Annotated in this window: 21 protein-coding genes and 2 pseudogenes; 13 read left to right on the top strand and 10 right to left on the bottom strand. The window is 34.7% G+C overall.

Features of this window, described 5'->3' with window-relative positions; all coding sequences use genetic code 11:
• Window positions 1–34 precede the first annotated feature (34 nt).
• Together KI369_RS13600 and KI369_RS29485 are read right to left on the bottom strand one after the other, a co-directional pair.
• The gene (locus KI369_RS13600) at window positions 35–358 is read right to left on the bottom strand and encodes a hypothetical protein (RefSeq protein ID WP_000715533.1); all 324 of its coding nucleotides are present in this window, start codon (window positions 356–358) and stop codon (window positions 35–37) included.
• A 364-nt stretch (window positions 359–722) separates the two neighbouring features.
• Window positions 723–1,111 (bottom strand): annotated as a pseudogene (locus tag KI369_RS29485) (GNAT family N-acetyltransferase); the annotation flags it as partial.
• Window positions 1,112–1,316: 205 nt separating this feature from the next.
• Here KI369_RS29485 and ytfJ point away from each other — a divergent pair.
• The 4 genes from ytfJ to KI369_RS13580 all read left to right on the top strand — a co-directional run bounded on the left by ytfJ (window position 1,317) and on the right by KI369_RS13580 (window position 3,333).
• Window positions 1,317–1,742 (top strand): GerW family sporulation protein, encoded by a 426-nt coding sequence (gene ytfJ, locus KI369_RS13595; RefSeq protein ID WP_000349987.1) that lies wholly within the window; start codon window positions 1,317–1,319, stop codon window positions 1,740–1,742.
• 160 nt (window positions 1,743–1,902) lie between these two features.
• Window positions 1,903–2,679 (top strand): oxalate:formate antiporter, encoded by a 777-nt coding sequence (locus tag KI369_RS13590; protein WP_000014090.1) that lies wholly within the window; start codon window positions 1,903–1,905, stop codon window positions 2,677–2,679.
• Between the two features lie 51 nt (window positions 2,680–2,730).
• Window positions 2,731–3,051, top strand: coding sequence for a hypothetical protein (locus KI369_RS13585; RefSeq protein ID WP_061678611.1), 321 nt, complete (start codon window positions 2,731–2,733; stop codon window positions 3,049–3,051).
• Window positions 3,052–3,120: 69 nt separating this feature from the next.
• Window positions 3,121–3,333, top strand: coding sequence for a hypothetical protein (locus tag KI369_RS13580; protein WP_212956295.1), 213 nt, complete (start codon window positions 3,121–3,123; stop codon window positions 3,331–3,333).
• A 29-nt stretch (window positions 3,334–3,362) separates the two neighbouring features.
• On the opposite strand, the gene KI369_RS13575 is transcribed toward KI369_RS13580, so the two are convergent.
• Entirely contained in the window at window positions 3,363–3,701 is a 339-nt protein-coding gene (locus KI369_RS13575; protein ID WP_001253201.1) for a hypothetical protein, read from the bottom strand.
• Between the two features lie 187 nt (window positions 3,702–3,888).
• Here KI369_RS13575 and KI369_RS13570 point away from each other — a divergent pair, with 187 nt between their 5' ends.
• From KI369_RS13570 to KI369_RS13545, 6 genes and pseudogenes are all read left to right on the top strand, one after another.
• Complete coding sequence (locus tag KI369_RS13570) at window positions 3,889–4,587, top strand: class I SAM-dependent methyltransferase (protein WP_212956294.1); 699 nt, start codon at window positions 3,889–3,891, stop codon at window positions 4,585–4,587.
• Between the two features lie 94 nt (window positions 4,588–4,681).
• Window positions 4,682–6,370 (top strand): formate--tetrahydrofolate ligase, encoded by a 1,689-nt coding sequence (locus KI369_RS13565; RefSeq protein WP_001985392.1) that lies wholly within the window; start codon window positions 4,682–4,684, stop codon window positions 6,368–6,370.
• Window positions 6,371–6,460: 90 nt separating this feature from the next.
• On the top strand, window positions 6,461–6,988 hold the full coding sequence (locus KI369_RS13560) for a hypothetical protein (RefSeq protein ID WP_000460210.1): 528 nt from the start codon (window positions 6,461–6,463) through the stop codon (window positions 6,986–6,988).
• A gap of 19 nt (window positions 6,989–7,007) precedes the next feature.
• Window positions 7,008–8,177 (top strand): DEAD/DEAH box helicase, encoded by a 1,170-nt coding sequence (locus tag KI369_RS13555; RefSeq protein WP_212956293.1) that lies wholly within the window; start codon window positions 7,008–7,010, stop codon window positions 8,175–8,177.
• Between the two features lie 41 nt (window positions 8,178–8,218).
• A pseudogene (locus KI369_RS13550) lies at window positions 8,219–8,656 on the top strand (sugar phosphate isomerase/epimerase family protein); the annotation flags it as partial.
• 55 nt (window positions 8,657–8,711) lie between these two features.
• Window positions 8,712–9,095, top strand: coding sequence for a VOC family protein (locus KI369_RS13545; protein WP_212956292.1), 384 nt, complete (start codon window positions 8,712–8,714; stop codon window positions 9,093–9,095).
• A gap of 44 nt (window positions 9,096–9,139) precedes the next feature.
• On the opposite strand, the gene KI369_RS13540 is transcribed toward KI369_RS13545, so the two are convergent.
• Window positions 9,140–9,778, bottom strand: a complete 639-nt coding sequence (locus tag KI369_RS13540) for a zinc dependent phospholipase C family protein (RefSeq protein WP_212956291.1) — start codon at window positions 9,776–9,778, stop codon at window positions 9,140–9,142.
• A 29-nt stretch (window positions 9,779–9,807) separates the two neighbouring features.
• The gene (locus tag KI369_RS13535) at window positions 9,808–10,794 is read right to left on the bottom strand and encodes a quinone oxidoreductase family protein (protein ID WP_212956290.1); all 987 of its coding nucleotides are present in this window, start codon (window positions 10,792–10,794) and stop codon (window positions 9,808–9,810) included.
• A gap of 205 nt (window positions 10,795–10,999) precedes the next feature.
• On the opposite strand from KI369_RS13535, the gene KI369_RS13530 reads away from it, so the two are divergent.
• Together KI369_RS13530 and KI369_RS13525 are read left to right on the top strand one after the other, a co-directional pair.
• The gene (locus KI369_RS13530) at window positions 11,000–11,578 is read left to right on the top strand and encodes a sigma-70 family RNA polymerase sigma factor (RefSeq protein ID WP_212956289.1); all 579 of its coding nucleotides are present in this window, start codon (window positions 11,000–11,002) and stop codon (window positions 11,576–11,578) included.
• Window positions 11,575–12,255 carry a DUF3600 domain-containing protein gene (locus KI369_RS13525; RefSeq protein WP_212956288.1) on the top strand — a complete coding sequence of 227 codons (681 nt, stop codon included), beginning with the start codon at window positions 11,575–11,577 and terminating at the stop codon, window positions 12,253–12,255. Before KI369_RS13530 ends, KI369_RS13525 begins: the two co-directional genes overlap by 4 nt.
• 54 nt (window positions 12,256–12,309) lie before the next feature.
• Here the strand turns inward: KI369_RS13525 and KI369_RS13520 are convergent, their stop codons facing one another.
• From KI369_RS13520 to KI369_RS13505, 4 genes are all read right to left on the bottom strand, one after another.
• Entirely contained in the window at window positions 12,310–12,555 is a 246-nt protein-coding gene (locus KI369_RS13520) for a hypothetical protein (RefSeq protein WP_212956287.1), read from the bottom strand.
• A 153-nt stretch (window positions 12,556–12,708) separates the two neighbouring features.
• The gene (locus KI369_RS13515) at window positions 12,709–13,143 is read right to left on the bottom strand and encodes a hypothetical protein (protein ID WP_212956286.1); all 435 of its coding nucleotides are present in this window, start codon (window positions 13,141–13,143) and stop codon (window positions 12,709–12,711) included.
• Between the two features lie 83 nt (window positions 13,144–13,226).
• Complete coding sequence (locus KI369_RS13510) at window positions 13,227–14,198, bottom strand: MBL fold metallo-hydrolase (protein WP_212956285.1); 972 nt, start codon at window positions 14,196–14,198, stop codon at window positions 13,227–13,229.
• A gap of 100 nt (window positions 14,199–14,298) precedes the next feature.
• The gene (locus KI369_RS13505; RefSeq protein ID WP_212956284.1) at window positions 14,299–14,505 is read right to left on the bottom strand and encodes a DUF3925 family protein; all 207 of its coding nucleotides are present in this window, start codon (window positions 14,503–14,505) and stop codon (window positions 14,299–14,301) included.
• A 224-nt stretch (window positions 14,506–14,729) separates the two neighbouring features.
• Here KI369_RS13505 and bsaA point away from each other — a divergent pair, with 224 nt between their 5' ends.
• On the top strand, window positions 14,730–15,212 hold the full coding sequence (bsaA, locus tag KI369_RS13500) for a glutathione peroxidase (RefSeq protein WP_212956283.1): 483 nt from the start codon (window positions 14,730–14,732) through the stop codon (window positions 15,210–15,212).
• 82 nt (window positions 15,213–15,294) lie between these two features.
• On the opposite strand, the gene KI369_RS13495 is transcribed toward bsaA, so the two are convergent.
• Window positions 15,295–17,342, bottom strand: a 2,048-nt coding sequence (locus tag KI369_RS13495; RefSeq protein ID WP_238484922.1) for a transglutaminase TgpA family protein, incomplete at its 5' end; no start/stop codon positions are given.

Below are 17,342 nucleotides of genomic sequence, written 5' to 3'. Positions count from 1 at the left end.
TGTCGCACCATAATTCTCGTTATTGGAAGTGAAATTATTTGATAAAGTAACCCCAATAACTTATTACTACAAGTATTAAAGATAATACTGTATATACAATAGATCCTATTAAAATAGGATTTACACTTAATTCAAATTTTTCTTCCTCTACTTTAATACCCAATCTAGCTTGAGCTTGAAGGCGAACACTGTTGCTAGAAAATCCGCCTTTACTGCTAAAGTAATATGTAATAATGACAAAACATATTCCAGCGAAGAAAGTTAAATCAACAAAACTCCATTTTAAGATCTTAGATGATTTATATACAATTCCAGCTTCAATCATTATAGTTACAAGTAATCCTAATCCTTTTTTCATGTAATCAATCCTTTTGTATTCTCTAATGATTTCGAAATTTATCACTTATAATCATTTTATCATGTGATAAGAAGAAAAAACGAGGGATTTTTATTATATATTGTGTTCATCCTCAATTAACATAACGTCTCCTGATTGGTAGCAAGCACATGGAGAAATCCTACCCTCAAAAGGAATCTGCCTTTTTCTTTTTATATAATTTTATGCAACTTTATATGTATCCCTATCCTAGCGTAGGTTTTAGGGTTCTCGTATGTTACTGAATTAGCCAAAAACCTGTATGAAATCTTGCATGCTCTTAACGTGGATTTTTCCAATATATTGGTACTCCCCTAATAGTGTGTATTCCTCAGCAGTTTGATCTTGTAGGAAATTCAATGATGTTACTCCGCAATTGCATAATTCGCTCTACAACATCTAGTGTGGCAAGTTTAATTGTTTCTTGGCCAGGCGTACTAGGTAAGTTGTCGGCATCTAGACATTTATAAAATACATTTCATTTTTAGTACCGAGCTGTATATTTGAAACAGTTTTAAATCGTTCAACAATAGTTGACTTTCCAGAGAGTTTTATCAGCTTATATGCGGAAAGAAGTGCCTCATAATGAGAGGTAACAAATTTTTCTTTACTATATGGTATAAATGAATCATGGAAGCCGAGTAAAATTGATTTTAATGTTCCATTCTCTTTAAATACTCCCCACAGATCTTGAAAGTCTGTTTCATAACCGAAAGACTCTATATCTCCAATAATAAATCAGTTATGGGCTGCTTCTTCTTTTGGGTAAGCGGATACTTGTTCATGATCTTTCTTAATTTTCGTATCATCATAAAATGGAATATTTTTTATTTTTCCGAATTTTAAAACTTGAGTTTTTTGAAAGCAATATAAAATTTTATGTTTAGTTCACAAACTTTCGGAAAAACTAGGAAAGATATGACAAAGGAGGTTATGAACGGTGGATCATCCAATTCAAGGGTTAATGAAAGCAGCAATGGAAAATTTAAAAGAAATGGTCGATGTAAATACGATTGTTGGAGAGCCTGTTCAGACGGCTGACGGTGGTGTAGTGTTAACGGTTTCTAAAGTAGCGTTCGGTTTTGGAGCAGGAGGTTCTGATTTCCAAACGAATGATGGACAAAGAGCGAACGGTAACCCTGCATTTGGTGGCGGTAGCGCGGGTGGTGTTTCTATTACACCAGTAGCATTTCTTGTGGTGAACAAAGATGGAGTAAATATTCTGCATCTACAAAATGCGACACATTTAGCAGAAAAAATGATTGAATTAGCTCCACAAACAATTGATAAAATTCAATCGATGTTCCAAAAAGATGAAAAGAAAGAGGGAAATCATCATCCGCAAAACCCAGATGAAATCCTTTAAAAACGCCTGCTCACGAGCAGGCGTTTTTTCTTGTAATCACTATGTAATAAAACACATGAAATTGTAAATAGTTTTTGAAGTTTTTTCTATGTTTCTAAAATTTTTCATGTTAAAATATGCTATAGAATTGAAACATATAAAACGAAGGTGGCTAGGTGCTTTGTCTGGAGGATCTGACCAAGTAAAGAATATGATATATATTAATGGTAATCGTCGAGGTCATTGTTTTATCACATCAGGAATTACGTTTAAAGAGTTTGCAAGTAACATCCCTTCACCGCTTCATCAAGTGTTGCTTTTAAAGCATAACTTTGAATGGACAGATTTTCATTATCATACTTTATTTGAATATGTTGAGGAAGAAAATATACATAAGTTAATTCAAGCAGAGATTGATGAATTTGATGAGTTTTGTTGGGTAGATTTTGATGATGCAAGCGATTTAGATGAATTAGAGCCAAAAGAAATTGCAGAGCTTTTATATTTGGCTCACAAAAAAGAACCACTTGCAAGAACATTCTTTCCGTTATTGAAAAATCGATTTGTTTATTTTTCACATGATGACGGATGGTACAACAAAGTGTATTATCGTAGAATTGCAGACTTTGTAGGGATGTTAAGTAAAGTTATTCCTTATAAACTCGGTGCTTTCGGTAAGAAACGTTTTTCTTTCTTCCAAAAATCAAAGATTTTCCCAGCAATTTCAAAAGAAGTAATTATGGGGCTTATTCCATTAATGGAAGATGGTCTTTATATTGATCTGGCAGGGAAAATTGAGTCAAGAAGGGGTCTTGAAATTCCGGTATATGTAGTGGGTTCGTATGAAAGTACGGATGAGGTGCTAGATAATATCGATGAATTGAAAGAAGAAGCAACAGAGACTGGTTGGCTTATTTTTGATAAGAAAGAACAAGAATGGCAATGGGTTGTGGACTAAGAAAACTTGGCGCATGAAGTCAAGTTTTCTTGTCATTTGAAAGGAGTACAAATGAAGAAATATTATACAATTGTGGGTATTGTAAGTATTATTCTTGTAGCAATTTTACTTATAACTTGTCCGAAAGAATCAGATTTTAAAGTGTATGTAGAGGATAAGTATGCATTGAAATGTGACGAGAGTAGTTTTGAATGCACACAAAATGTAGATGGTAAAAAAGAAAAACTAAAATTTGAAAGTACAGATGCACGAAATGGTGTATTCTTTATGACTGTAAAGCAAACATTTAAAACAGAAGCTGATGTTACGAAAGAATATAGCGGAGTAGGAATGTTTGGTACATTTCTTTTTGTTTCAGAGAAGACTTTCTAGTAATAGAAGGTCTTTTTCTTATGCTTATGTTCATATAGATGAAGTAAGACAAGCATAGGAGGGGTAGTAATGAAGAATGTATGTATCGTTTGCGGTGGTGAGGAGTTTTTTTCCTCAACTTTGTATGCACGTACGAAACAAGATTGGGCGTATGCACAAAATATGTATCGATTTGAAAAGGTATTTATTGAGCATCGAGATGAAGAAAATTATCCAGTGTTTCAAGAAATTACAGCGAAGCATTGCTGTGGATGCGGTCATATTATGTTGTATCACGAATGAACACACCAAGTATAACTTGGTGTGTTTTTTTAAAACGCTGACAAAGCAAGCGGATAAAGTAAAGTAAATAAAACAGAAAAGCTACCAAAACCAATTGCTGTATATCCAAGTGTTCTTGCTCCGAAGTTGACAGCTAATAAGCCGACTAAAATCGCAAGAGAGCCGAGTGTAACTGGATAAAATGCAATTGAGAAAAGCGAAAGAAATAAAGCGACATAGCCTACCATTGCACCGGTATTTGTACCTTCTATTTCATTTGCAATTTCTTTACGCTTATGTCTAATTGGTATGCCAGCTGGTGATATTTCAGCTGCATACTCTTCGTTTTTTTCACCACTTTTAAAATGATGATTTCTCTTTCTTCGCATGTACATCCCTCTCTTTCAATTGGGTGTACTTATAGTATCTTACATAAAGAGAAGAACATGAGTATGAGTTAAACCCAAGTAAAGCAAAAATTGGAGAATAAAGATTGCATCGTTAACATGTACATCTCCTAAGGAAGATAAAACAGGAATTTTGGAAAATGATGTAGAATGAAATGAGTGATAAAACGTGAAGGTAGGGGAGAGCATGACGAAATTTAATTGGCATGAATCAGCAGAAAAGAAATGGGATAGTAGTGCAGATTTTTGGAATCAAAATAGTCAAGAGATGTGGGACAGCGGAAGTAGGAGTACAATTATTCCGTTTTTTGAACAGTACGTGAAGAAAGGAGCTCGGGTGCTCGATGTTGGTTGTGGGGATGGATACGGTACATATAAATTAAATCGCGCGGGCTATAAAGCAGTTGGAGTAGATTTATCAGAAGTGATGATTCAAAAAGGGAAGGAGCGCGGAGAAGGACCTGATTTATCTTTTATAAAAGGAGATCTTTCATCCCTACCGTTTGAAAATGAACAATTTGAATCAATTATGGCAATTAATTCTTTAGAATGGACCGAGGAGCCATTACAAGCATTAAATGAGATAAAGCGTGTTTTAAAAAGAGATGGGTATGCATGTATTGCAATTTTAGGACCGACAGCAAAGCCAAGAGAGAACAGTTATCCTCGTTTATATGGCAAAGACGTTGTATGTAATACGATGATGCCTTGGGAATTTGAACAGTTAGCAAAAGAACAAGGATTTGAAGTTATAGATGGTATCGGTGTATATAAGCGCGGAGTAAATGAGAAGATGTTAGGTCAACTATCTACAGAGTTACAACAATCGTTAACATTTTTATGGGTATTTATGTTAAAAAGCGCATAAAGAAATGAAAGAATTTTTAGGAGGTAAATAAGTGCAGAAAATACAAAAAACTGATACAATATCATCAGAACCAATTAAAGGGGGACTAGGGTATATGACAACTACTACAACAGTTAAATCCGATATTGAAATCGCACAAGAAGCGAGTATGAAAAAGATTCAAGAAATTGCAGCTGATTTAAATATTTTAGAAGATGAATTAGAGCCATACGGGCATTATAAAGGTAAGTTATCTCTTGATATTTTTAAGCGCTTACAGAATGAGAAAGACGGTAAAGTTGTTTTAGTAACAGCGATTAACCCAACTCCAGCTGGAGAAGGTAAATCAACAGTAACAGTTGGTTTAGGTCAAGCTTTTAATAAAATTGGTAAGAAAACAGTAATTGCACTTCGCGAACCATCTCTTGGACCAACGATGGGACTAAAAGGCGGAGCAGCAGGTGGTGGTTTTTCACAGGTTGTACCAATGGAAGACATTAACCTTCACTTTACTGGAGATATCCATGCGATTACAACTGCTAATAACGCGTTAGCGGCGTTTATTGATAATCATATCCAACAAGGAAACACACTTGGAATTGATACACGTAAAATCGTTTGGAAACGCTGTGTTGACTTAAATGATCGTGCCCTACGTAACGTAGTAATTGGTCTTGGTGGGCCAGTTCAAGGTGTACCACGTGAAGACGGTTTCGATATTACAGTAGCATCTGAAATTATGGCCGTATTCTGCCTTGCAACAGATATTCAAGATTTAAAAGCGCGTCTATCTCGCATCGTAGTTGCTTATAACTTTGCCAATCAACCTGTAACGGTTAAAGACTTAGGTGTAGAAGGTGCGTTAACATTATTATTAAAGGACGCATTAAAACCAAACTTAGTACAAACGTTAGAAAATACACCAGCTATCATTCACGGCGGACCATTTGCGAATATCGCTCACGGTTGTAACAGTGTTATTGCTACAACAATGGCAGCAAAATTAGGTGATTATGTTATTACAGAAGCTGGATTCGGTGCTGATTTAGGTGCAGAGAAGTTTTTAGATATTAAAGCTCGTGCAGCTGGCATTAAACCAGAAGCAGTTGTTATTGTTGCGACTATTCGTGCGCTTAAAATGCATGGTGGCGTAGCAAAAGATCAATTAAAAGAAGAAAATGTAGATGCATTAGCAAAAGGTATGGAGAACTTACAGAAGCACGTTGAAACAATTCAAAGCTTCGGTGTGCCTTTCGTAATTGCAATTAATAAATTCATTACAGATACAGATGCAGAAGTTGCATACTTACAAGAATGGTGTAATGAGCGTGGCTATGCGGTATCCTTAACAGAAGTTTGGGAGAAAGGTGGCCAAGGCGGAGTTGACCTTGCTGAAAAAGTGTTAAAAGAGATTGAAAAAGGTGAAAACAACTACGCACCACTTTATGAATTAGAATTACCATTAGAAGAGAAAATTCGTACAATTGCTCAAAAAGTGTACGGCGCAAAAGACATTGAATTTGCTCCGAAAGCACGTAAGCAATTAGCTCAATATGAAGGCGAAGGTTGGAGTAACCTACCAATTTGTATGGCGAAAACACAATACTCTCTTTCTGACGATGCAACGAAATTAGGTCGTCCATCTGACTTTATCGTTACAATTCGTGAGCTAAAACCATCTATTGGTGCAGGCTTTATCGTTGCGTTAACAGGAACAATGTTAACAATGCCAGGCCTTCCAAAACAACCAGCAGCACTACAAATGGATGTAAATGAAGATGGAAAAGCAGTAGGTTTATTCTAAAAGGTTGTAATTCATCTCGTTTATCTGTAAACTATATATACATCAAGTGGCGCCTTTCCATCGAAAGGCGCCTGTTTTTTGGAGGAAATTATGTTTGATCCAACTGCTTTTGATAATTTAAAAGTAATCGTAGAAGGCGCTGTATATGATTTTGATTTACATGGAGATATTCTTGTAACAGATCGAAAAGATATGATGGACCTTGCTTCATTAAGTCGTATATATCATATTTCATTTCAATTAACAGAACCGTTCGAACCACTAGTAGAAGCAACATTTTCATTATCTGTAGATGCAAAGAACTTGTCTGGTGAAATATTAGAAGTACCACAATTTACACCAGGATGCGAAATGAAGTTAGCATTTTCATTCCCGATTGAAAAACCAGAAGTAGTGTGCGGTGAAATTGAAACTTTCATGCATTCTATATGGGGAAAAGAAAGAATGATTACGCAAAAACTTTCATACGAATATAATAAGCAAGCGATTTCATATCATAATAAGGTAGAGGTTCTATTTCAAAAAGCGATTACAGAAGACCATGTTGATGATTTAATAGCTGTTATTTCACACATGATAGAAACGGTGCGAACAATACAACATTTTCTTCAAAAATAGAGATAAAGGAGAAAAACAAATGATAAAAGATATGCAACCATTTTTACAACAAGCTTGGGAGAAGGCTGGTTTTAAAGAATTAACTGAAATTCAAAAACAAGCGATTCCAACTATTTTAGAAGGACAAGACGTTATAGCTGAATCTCCAACTGGAACAGGAAAAACATTAGCGTACTTATTACCCCTTTTACATAAAATTAATCCTGAAGTAAAACAACCACAAGTTGTAATTTTAGCTCCAACGCGTGAGCTTGTCATGCAAATTCATGAAGAGGTTCAAAAGTTTACAGCAGGAACTGAAATTTCAGGGGCATCTTTAATTGGTGGTGCAGATATTAAGCGCCAAGTTGAAAAATTAAAGAAACACCCGAGAGTAATTGTCGGTTCACCAGGACGTATTTTAGAATTAATTCGTATGAAAAAGCTAAAGATGCATGAAGTGAAAACAATTGTATTCGATGAGTTTGATCAAATTGTAAAACAAAAAATGATGGGCGCTGTACAAGATGTAATTAAATCTACAATGCGCGATCGTCAATTAGTGTTCTTCTCGGCAACAATGACAAAAGCAGCAGAAGACGCGGCACGTGATTTAGCAGTTGAACCACAATTAGTACGTGTAACACGTGCAGAGTCAAAAAGCTTAGTTGAGCATACGTATATCATTTGTGAGCGACGCGAAAAAAATGATTTCGTAAGAAGAATTATGCATATGGGCGATGTAAAAGCAGTTGCTTTCTTAAATGACCCATTCCGTTTAGATGAAATTACTCAGAAATTGAAATTCCGTAAAATGAAAGCAGCGGCTCTTCATGCAGAAGCAAGTAAACAAGAGCGTGAAGCGACAATGCGTGCATTCCGCGGCGGGAAATTAGAAATTCTCCTTGCTACTGATATTGCGGCACGCGGTATCGATATTGACGATTTAACACATGTAATTCACTTAGAATTACCAGACACAGTAGACCAATATATTCACCGCTCAGGACGTACTGGACGTATGGGTAAAGAAGGAACTGTTGTATCTCTTGTAACACCACAAGAAGAGCGTAAATTATTACAATTTGCGAAAAAACTAGGTATCGTATTTACGAAGCAAGAAATGTTCAAAGGATCATTTGTAGAAACGAAACCGAAAGCACCAAAGAAAAAGAAACCAGCATTTACTGGGAAGAAAAAGCCTAGATAAATGATGAGGAAGGCGTAACTATTTGTAGTTACGTCTTTTTTGTTTGTAATGAAATAGGAGACTTAGCGTTCAGATTTGGAGGATTTTTCGCTATTGAGACAGGATCTGAAAAAGTGATAGTGTTAAAGCGATTTATAGAAAATATAAATTCAAAAGGATTAGCGGTTAACTTTGACCCAGCAAATTTAATTAGTGATGTAAATGAAAATCCTGTAGAAGGTTTATTGCTATTAAAAGATTATATAGTACAAACTCATATTAAAGATTGTACAAAAGTGAAAAGCGATAGTTCAAGTAAGTATATTGAAGTAGCAGTAGGAAATGGTGAAGTGGATTTCGATATATTCTTCAAAGTATTAGATGAAATTGGATTCGATGGATATAACATGATTGAAAGAAATGATTATTTTGATGAACTGGATGGGATGAGTCAGTCGATAAATTTTGCAAAGAAGTACATACCAACTCAAAAGGAATAACGATAGTATCTGTAGAAAGCTACATAGAATATAAAAACAATTAGGGGGAAATGAAATGATTCATAAAGTTGGACAAATTATGTTATATGTAAATAATCAAGATGAGGCAGTAAACTTTTGGACGGAAAAGGTAGGGTTTCATGTAGTTGCAGAGGAAGATAATAAGCAAGGAATGAGATGGATTGAAATCGCTCCAACTAGCGGTGCAGAAACAAGCATTATATTACATAATAAAGAAGTTATTTCGAAAATGAGCCCAGAATTAAATCTTGGTACACCATCCTTAATGTTCTTCTCAGAAAATCTTGATCAATTATATACAGATTTAAAAAATAAAAATGTTACTGTTGGTGAAATGGTAACAATGCCTTCTGGCAAAGTGTTTAACTTTGCTGATAGTGAAGGGAATTATTTTGCAGTTATGGAAAAGAACAAATAATAATATTGCTATGTGAAAATCCCCCTCAAATATATTGAGGGGGATTACATGTTTGAAGTGGATTTTTCATTAGAGAGTTGATTAATATAAAATACGCCTTTTTCAATAGCTGTCTCAATATAACCAACGATTTGAATAAACATAAATACTTGTAAGTCTTCATGCAAATGTTGCTCTGGGTACAACATATCTTCAAAAAGATACTTTCGAAAAGCTAATACGTTTTCTTTAGCAACCTCTTCAATATCCATAATGTGAGCCTCTTGATTGAGAAGAGAGAAGAGCCGTTGTTCGTTATCGTAATGATAAAGCAACTTTGCATTTAACAATTTAAAATCGTTATAGTACATAGGTGCGATCGTTTCGTCATTTTCTATTCTATTTTTTAGCCATGGTAGAAAAAAGCCACTTAGCCAATTGTCATCGGCAATGAGATGGGTGTAATAACCTAAGAGGAAAGGGGAATCCATATGAACTTTATATTTTTGAAAAAAAGAATTGAAATCTATCCTTCTCGTATAGTTTTTCGTTGTGCCAGCGTAAAAGTGTGAAGTTCCTTTTTCTTCTGCTGAATGAACCGCATCAGGGGCTACTCCTCCGAGTATGAAAGAAGTTTTATCTTGAATACATAGTTTTTCGGCAATCTTGTTGGCGATAATAGCATGCATAATTCGTGATCCCATGAATGACACCTCAGTTTCAAGTATTCATTTCAGGAAGAGGACTGAACAGTTAGTATTACTTTCCCTGTACTTTTTCTACTTTCGACCCATTCATGTGCTTTCCCTGCATCTTGAAGTGGAAAAGATTTCGTAGCCTTAATTTGCAAACTTCCGTCACGTAAATAACGGAAAACTTCATTTGCTGTTTCTTGGAGGAGTTCAGGACGTTTTTTTCGTGTAGTGCCGAAGCTAAAACCGAGTATAGAGCGGCAACTTGCGTGTAAATCTTTCGTTTGAAAGTTACCAATTTCACCGCTAGCATTACCGAAATGAACGAGGCGACCATAATAAGCAAGACATTTTAAACTTCTTTCTGAAACAGTTCCAGAAATAGAATCTAAAATTACATCGACCCCTTCGCCATTTGTCAGCTCATTGACCTTCTCTACAAAATCCTCATTTTGATGACAAATAACATAATCAGCTCCAGCGTCTAAAGCGATTTTACCTTTTGATTCATTTCCGACAGTACCGATAACAGTTCCAGCCCCTAATAGTTTAGCAAGTTGAATTGCTGTAGTACCAATTCCACCAGCCGCTGCATGAATGAGTACGGACTCACCTTGTTGTAGCCTTGCAACATTTGCAAGTAAATTATAGCTTGTAAAAGATACAATTGGACAAGCAGCTGCAGTTTGAAAATCGACTTTATCAGGCAAAACGAAAGTAAGGTTTTCGTTTGCGACAGCGTATTCTGCGTAAGATCCATTTTTGGGAAAAGCAATGACTCGCTGACCAGGATGAATATTTTTAACTTGAGAACCGACACGTTCTACAATACCAGTAGTATCTATACCTGGTATAAAAGGTAGTGCTGTATTTCCTTTTTTTCCATAACGGGACTTAATATCGGCAAAATTAACACTAGTAGCAACAACACGAATTAAAACTTGATTGTCTGAAATAGCCGGTATATCCACATCTGTATATTTCATCACTTCAGGACCACCGAACGACGTTACAACGATAGCTTTCATCATGTATCCTCCTAAATTTGACTATATAAATCATTTTAAGTCTTCATTAGAAATTGGAAAATTATATAATAGTTATGCAAGGTTATAAGTGAAGCTTATGAACGTATTGAATTATTATATTAATTTATATAAAATTTTTTAGAAAAATCGAACGAAATATAAATTACTTGCCAATATATTGTGTAAGACAAAGGAGGGCTGGTATATGAAGAGTGAAATAGATTACGTACATTTAATTCAATTAACTTTATCAGGAAATAAAGAAGCGTATAGTGAGTTGTATGATGTGACGATTCAAGAAGTATATAAAACAGTACATTTTTTGATTGAAGATAAAGTAGATGTAGATGATGTCGTTCAAGAAATATACATACAGCTATATGAATCGCTTCATAAGTATGATAGCGAAAAGCCATTTCGTCCTTGGTTAATTGGACTTGCGATTAAACAAATTCACTCGTATAGAAGAAAGAGGTGGATGCGACTACGAATTGTAAAAAAAGCAGAAGAGCAAAGAAAACCAGTACAAATTGATTTTTCTAACGATGTTGTAAGTAAAATATCAAATCAAAAACTAATCGAACTTATTCATAATTTACCGTATAAATTGAAACAAGTTATTATCTTAAGATACTTACACGATTACTCTCAAGAAGAAGTAGCACAAATATTACATATTCCAATTGGTACTGTGAAATCTAGAATTCACGCAGCATTAAAAAAACTACGTCAAAAAGAGCAAATAGAAGAAATCTTTTTAGGAGAGGTAGGGAATGTGAAATGAGTTTAGATTGTAGAGTTAAAGAATCTATACAAGAAGAAGCGAAGGGGATTGTTGCCCCGCCGGAGTTGAAAGAAAAAGTAATTGTTCAAATAAAAATGAATCAAGGAGGGCGTAAGAGGAAGAAACGCCTTATCGCAGGAGTACTTGCAGCGGCTTTTTTAATCCCGACGACTGGTTTTGCGTATCAATCTATTATGGCAGATGGTATATACGGATCTTTTGAGAATTTAAAAAAACATGCTGGAACGATGACATTAGAGGTGTACATGCGTTTTAGTGCAAAGTTATCAGAAGCGAAAGATGAAATGGGTACAAAAGAATATGAAGTGTTTACAAAAGAACTAAAGAAATTAACAAATGCAAAGCTTGCGTACGGAGATTCGAACGGTAATATTGATTATGATGCATTATCACCAGCAAAAAGAGAAGAAATGAAAAAGGTAAGTATGGGCCTTCAACCATACTTTGATAAATTAAATGGTCATAAATCAAGTAGGGAAGTATTAACGCAAGAAGAGTTTGATCGCTATATGGAAGCTTTAATGACACATGAAATTGTACGAGTGAAGACAAAATCAACTGGTGCAATAAAAGTAGAAGAAATACCTGAGGCGTACAAAGAAAGATTTATTAAAGCGGAGCAGTTTATGGGGTATGTAGATGAAAAGGTGAGATAAGTAAAAAAGCTCATAGCCTAAGCTCTGAGCTTTTCTTATTGAAACGGAAATATATTAACCACCTATTCCTTTTGCTAGCAATAAGAAATATACCAATACTAGTATTACACCATTTAATGCAGTACCAACTATTCCGAATAACCAATTTTTTGATGCTATCGCAAAAATAATGCCGAGTAATGAAAGTATAGCTAGAATCGTAATAATTAAGGTTAAATTTGCATTAGGTCCTCTTAGAATAAAGAAAGAACATATACTTGCGAGAAACATTAGACACGAGAATCCAAAAAGTCTATACATAATAATTCTCCCTTAGTTGAAGTATCATTTGAATTAGTACACGATTTTCTTTATTTTAACATAAATTTCCTTTTCTCATGTATAGCAACTTGTACAAGTAACATTGCATTTATAAATAAACCGCCGAAACCAATGACATTTAAGTATTGTTCATCAAGTATATTTTTTCATATTTGCAGTATCTTTTTGTATAAAACAATCTAAAAGGGAATAGCCAGCTATTAAACTTATTATCGTAACAAAAGTTGTATTGATAAGAATAATATTAGCTAAATAAGGTAGGTACGCATCAACTGGTGAAAAGAGTAGAGCTGGAGAAAAGGAAATAAATAGCGTAGGCAACGTAATAGCAATAAATTTATCCGGTTGAAAGCGCCAGTTTTGTTTACTCGTTTCGCGATTAATGGATTGAAGGAATCGTAATAAAATGCCAACGATAAGAGGGAAGAGTGTAAAGTAGAATAATCTTGGATAAACGTTAAAGTTTACCTGCGCATCTGTATCTAAATAAAATTGAATTTTCACTCCGACAAATAATAATAAGACGATAAATAATGTGAAGCAGAGGTATAGCATCACTTTTTGCATTATATTCCACCATCCTTTACTAAAAATATATTCAAAGAAAAAAGAGATATACAATAACGACTGTTGTATATCTCTTTTTTCTGCTAATTAATAGTGGAATTTGTTTTTTCTAGCTTAGTGAAATAATCAATAATGCCCATCGCACTAATTTCTATATCTAGATGTAAAATGTTATAAACGGAATGATTTGATGGAACGCTTAACTTTGTAAGGTGAGAAGAAATTTTATCCATTAATATAGTTTGTAATGCTTTAGTAGCCTCATCGAAATCATTATATTTTTCAAAGACCTCTTTACCAGTATGAACGAAAATAGGTAACCAATGTTCTAGTTGGTTATATACTTCTGTAACATTGGACGATGCACCGTAATGGCCGAAATAAATAGTATCTACATTCATACTTTGAATATGATTTTTAGAAGCAATCATCGCATCTGGTTGGAATTGTGAAGGGGACGTTGATGGTAAATACAATTCTACACCAAGGTCTGCAAGTTCTCTATAATAAATTCCAATTGTATCGCCAGTAAAAATGCCGTTTGTTAATGAATCGTGAATGCTAATATGGTGCTTCGCATGTCCTGGTGTATCATAAAACGTAAGGATGCGATCTTCTGCAATTTGTAACGTATCACCATGTTGTACAATATGAACACGTTCTTCTTCAATTGGAAGAATTGGATCAAAAAGTGTATCGAAATCTTCTTTGTACACAGCTTTTGCACCTAAAATGAGTTTTGTTGGATCAATCATATGACGAGCACCGCGGGAATGCACATATAAAGTAGCATTTGGGCATTTTTCCATCATTAAACCAGCAGCACCGGCGTGATCTAAATGTACATGTGTAACGATAATGTTTTTAACTTCGTTTAAATCAATATGTAATTGTTGTAAGCCGTCTAAAATATACGGAAGAGAAGGGGCTGCACAAGTTTCAATTAAAGTAATATCGTCACCTAATAGAACGTACGTACCAGTTCGTTCATTATGTTGTAAATCAAAGTCATCAATAAGATATAGGTGAGAAGATAATTGTTCTACTTTTTTCATCTTTATCACTCCTTATATACGGTATGTAACTATTATACGCTAAAAATACAAAAAGGCAGAAAACGAAAGCCTCGTCTTCTGCCTTTTTGTATTGTAATTATTACTTTTGTTGTTTATTGATAGACATAACGAACAGCCCAACAATACCGCCAACTAATGGAAGCATAATCTCTCCTGCTAAATTAAAGTAGGAGCTTAAGAATAAACCATTTACATCGATTACCCAGCCAATCACATACAATAACATAATATATAGTACGAAATAAAACTCGCGATTTGAAATCGTTTCATGTTGTGCAGTTTTCATAATGAACACCATCCTTTTCTATAATAATAGAATATAAACTGTCACATTTTGTTCACAATTTAATTGTAAAACTTTCCATCATAAAAGTCTAGTAGTTTGTGTCGAATTTTCGAACGGAAATAAAGCGCTATCATATTGGGGTGTAAGTACGTAATAAGAGCTGTATATTCATGAATGTAGTATAGTATAAACATAGAATGATACTGAAGAGAGGGGTAAGGAAAATGGCAGTTTATGATTTTTCAGCTAAAACGATAACAGGAGAAGATAAATCGTTAAAAGATTACGAAGGAAAAGCACTTCTTATTGTAAATGTAGCTAGTAAATGTGGATTTACACCGCAATATAAAGGGTTGCAAGAAGTATATGATAAATATAAAGACCAAGGACTAGAAATACTCGGTTTCCCTTGTAATCAATTCGGAGGACAAGAACCAGGTACAGAAGCAGATATTACTAGTTTTTGTGAATTAAACTACGGTGTAAACTTCCCGATGTTTGCAAAGATTGATGTAAAAGGTGATAAGGCTCATCCTCTGTATACATATATGACAGAACAAGCACCAGGTTTACTCGGTATGAAAGCAGTAAAATGGAACTTTACGAAGTTTCTAATCGGAAAAGACGGGAAAGTAGTAGGGCGTTTTGCGCCGCAGACGAAGCCGGTGGATTTAGAGGTTGAGATTGAGAAGGTACTTGGAGAATAACTAGAAGTTTCACTTTATTAAAAAGGCCTCAAAGAACGATGTAGTTCTTTGAGGCCTTTTCTTTCAACTTACATTATCAAGATTAAATCGCTGAATGGAAGTCATTTGATTTAGGCGGAGAAACTGCTTTTTTCATAAGCACTTCCCATAAGTGTACGGATTTTTCCCATTCTGCTGCAGCCTGTCCCTTTTGATACATAGCGTTCTCATAACTGAAAGTAAGTTGTTGCATATCGGCCGAGTTGTAAAGTGTATCGATGTGGAGAGCGTATTCTCGGAACGTTTGACTTTCACCTCGTCGTATACCGATTCGCGCAAATTGTTTTAAAAGTGCACCGTAAGCTTTTCTATAAACAGCATCATCTTTTCGGTATTTATAGAAAAGAATGATAAAAAATGTAATCCATTTCATTCTAGTAGCGAAGATAGTGTATCCTATAATACTAATTGGTATCATAGAGAGGAATACGTACCACCAAGAAAATCTATTTTTAGCATTTGTAATCTTTTTAGTAGGAGATTCTTCTGTATCTTCTATTAAACTTTTGAGCTTTGCTTCATTGTTTCTTTGGTGCATTTGCGCATTTTGAGAATTAGTTTCCTCGCTATTTTGTATAGTAGGTGCAGGCGTATTATTTGTAAAATTATAGGGATTAGTAAATCCTTTTGTTGGTTCGAATGGAATCCATCCGTATCCAGAGAAATATACTTCGACCCAAGAGTGTGCGTTATCGTTCGAGATTTTATAAACATCCTTACCTTCTGCAGAGGCAAGCGTATTATCAAGAGTTCCTTCTGTATAACCTTTTACCCAGCGAGCAGGAATCCCGGCAGAACGAAGTAACACGATCATAGAGGTCGAGAAATTATTACAGTAGCCGCTTTTTGTATTGAAAAGAAATTGATCAACATAATCTTGGTTTTTTGCAGGGAACAACACATTCATTGTTTCATATACAAAAGAATGGTCGGTGAAGTAATTTTCAATAGCTAATACTTTATCATATCGGTTGTCTTTATCATTTGTTAGATTAACAGCTAAGTCTCTTACTCGCTGCGGTAACGATTCTGGAAGTTGCGTGTACTTTGTCATGAAATGAGGATTTGTTTCTTGACCTTCATTGCTTTTTACAGCTTTCAAGTTTTCTATGGGAAATTCCGGGACCTCATATGTTACTTTATATGAATGTAAAGTAGTAGAAGAATCTCCGTCCATCGTATAGATTTTTTCTGAAAAGGGGTCAACGCTGTATGATACATTAGATGAAGCCTCGACAGATACTAATCCTGCTGGATAGGTAAGGTGAGGATAATTTTTTTGCATGGTAATTGTTGCCTCAGTTGCCTCTGTTTTTGTATTTTGTTCGTACCAGCTCACGACGTCATTTTTACTTTTAAAAGAAACCTTTTTTTGATTTTCAGAAACTTCCCAGCCTTTTCCTGTATAAAAGTCTTTCGTTTCAACTCTCCAATATTGTTTGTTTTGCGTTTGTGCTGTAAAAACAATTGTAGGATCCGCCTTAAAAGGACCGCCTAATCTCGAGTCATCTAAACCATACCCAATGTTAGAAACTTCTTGTTCTTTACTTGCTTCGGATGTGTTGAATTTTAAAAAATCCATTGGGTTTGGCCATTGAGGACCAAATTTTGGAGCGAAGTATGCAATGGTTGCTGACAATACAATAAATACTGTAAGAGGTTTAAGTAATTTTGAGATTTCTCTAGCATAATTTTGTAAGTGTTCCATCTCTTTTATTCGTTCTATGCGAAGAAGACTAAGCATAAAAAAGCCGATGACAACAGTACGAATAATAGCGTAGTTTGCATTGTATAAATGTAAGTTATGAAAAACGGTGATATAAATAATAGTTAATATAAGAAATAACAACCCACGTTTTTTATGAATCATCCAAAAAGAAATGAAAGCACTCAAAAACCAAAATGATAAAAAAAATAAAAGCGTTGGAAAAACTGGAGAGATATCTAGCAAATTCCCCTGAAATAACAGGGAGGAATTTCGAGAAATATCAGTGGAAAATTTCGTTAGCCAAGATGGATTTATAAAAGCATTTTTATAATATAGGAAATGAATGATGAATAAAATCGTGACGATCTTTATTGGAATCTGCC

This window comes from Bacillus sanguinis (genome assembly GCF_018332475.1).
Taxonomy (GTDB): Bacteria; Bacillota; Bacilli; order Bacillales; family Bacillaceae_G; genus Bacillus_A; species Bacillus_A sanguinis.
Note: the sequence above shows the minus strand (reverse complement) of the source record. Positions and strands in the feature narration are given on the sequence as shown.

Excerpts from the sequence above, each read along its gene's own strand:
- KI369_RS13525 (WP_212956288.1), top strand. The coding sequence starts at position 11,575 with ATGAGTTTAGATTGTAGAGTTAAAGAATCTATACAAGAAGAAGCGAAG.
- KI369_RS13505 (WP_212956284.1), bottom strand. The coding sequence starts at position 14,505 with ATGAAAACTGCACAACATGAAACGATTTCAAATCGCGAGTTTTATTTC.
- KI369_RS13580 (WP_212956295.1), top strand. The coding sequence starts at position 3,121 with ATGAAGAATGTATGTATCGTTTGCGGTGGTGAGGAGTTTTTTTCCTCA.
- KI369_RS13545 (WP_212956292.1), top strand. The coding sequence starts at position 8,712 with ATGATTCATAAAGTTGGACAAATTATGTTATATGTAAATAATCAAGAT.
- KI369_RS13520 (WP_212956287.1), bottom strand. The coding sequence starts at position 12,555 with ATGTATAGACTTTTTGGATTCTCGTGTCTAATGTTTCTCGCAAGTATA.
- KI369_RS13585 (WP_061678611.1), top strand. The coding sequence starts at position 2,731 with ATGAAGAAATATTATACAATTGTGGGTATTGTAAGTATTATTCTTGTA.
- KI369_RS13510 (WP_212956285.1), bottom strand. The coding sequence starts at position 14,198 with ATGAAAAAAGTAGAACAATTATCTTCTCACCTATATCTTATTGATGAC.
- KI369_RS13565 (WP_001985392.1), top strand. The coding sequence starts at position 4,682 with ATGACAACTACTACAACAGTTAAATCCGATATTGAAATCGCACAAGAA.
- KI369_RS13530 (WP_212956289.1), top strand. The coding sequence starts at position 11,000 with ATGAAGAGTGAAATAGATTACGTACATTTAATTCAATTAACTTTATCA.
- KI369_RS13540 (WP_212956291.1), bottom strand. The coding sequence starts at position 9,778 with ATGGGATCACGAATTATGCATGCTATTATCGCCAACAAGATTGCCGAA.
- KI369_RS13560 (WP_000460210.1), top strand. The coding sequence starts at position 6,461 with ATGTTTGATCCAACTGCTTTTGATAATTTAAAAGTAATCGTAGAAGGC.
- KI369_RS13600 (WP_000715533.1), bottom strand. The coding sequence starts at position 358 with ATGAAAAAAGGATTAGGATTACTTGTAACTATAATGATTGAAGCTGGA.
- KI369_RS13575 (WP_001253201.1), bottom strand. The coding sequence starts at position 3,701 with ATGCGAAGAAAGAGAAATCATCATTTTAAAAGTGGTGAAAAAAACGAA.
- KI369_RS13535 (WP_212956290.1), bottom strand. The coding sequence starts at position 10,794 with ATGAAAGCTATCGTTGTAACGTCGTTCGGTGGTCCTGAAGTGATGAAA.
- KI369_RS13555 (WP_212956293.1), top strand. The coding sequence starts at position 7,008 with ATGATAAAAGATATGCAACCATTTTTACAACAAGCTTGGGAGAAGGCT.
- bsaA (WP_212956283.1), top strand. The coding sequence starts at position 14,730 with ATGGCAGTTTATGATTTTTCAGCTAAAACGATAACAGGAGAAGATAAA.
- KI369_RS13515 (WP_212956286.1), bottom strand. The coding sequence starts at position 13,143 with ATGCAAAAAGTGATGCTATACCTCTGCTTCACATTATTTATCGTCTTA.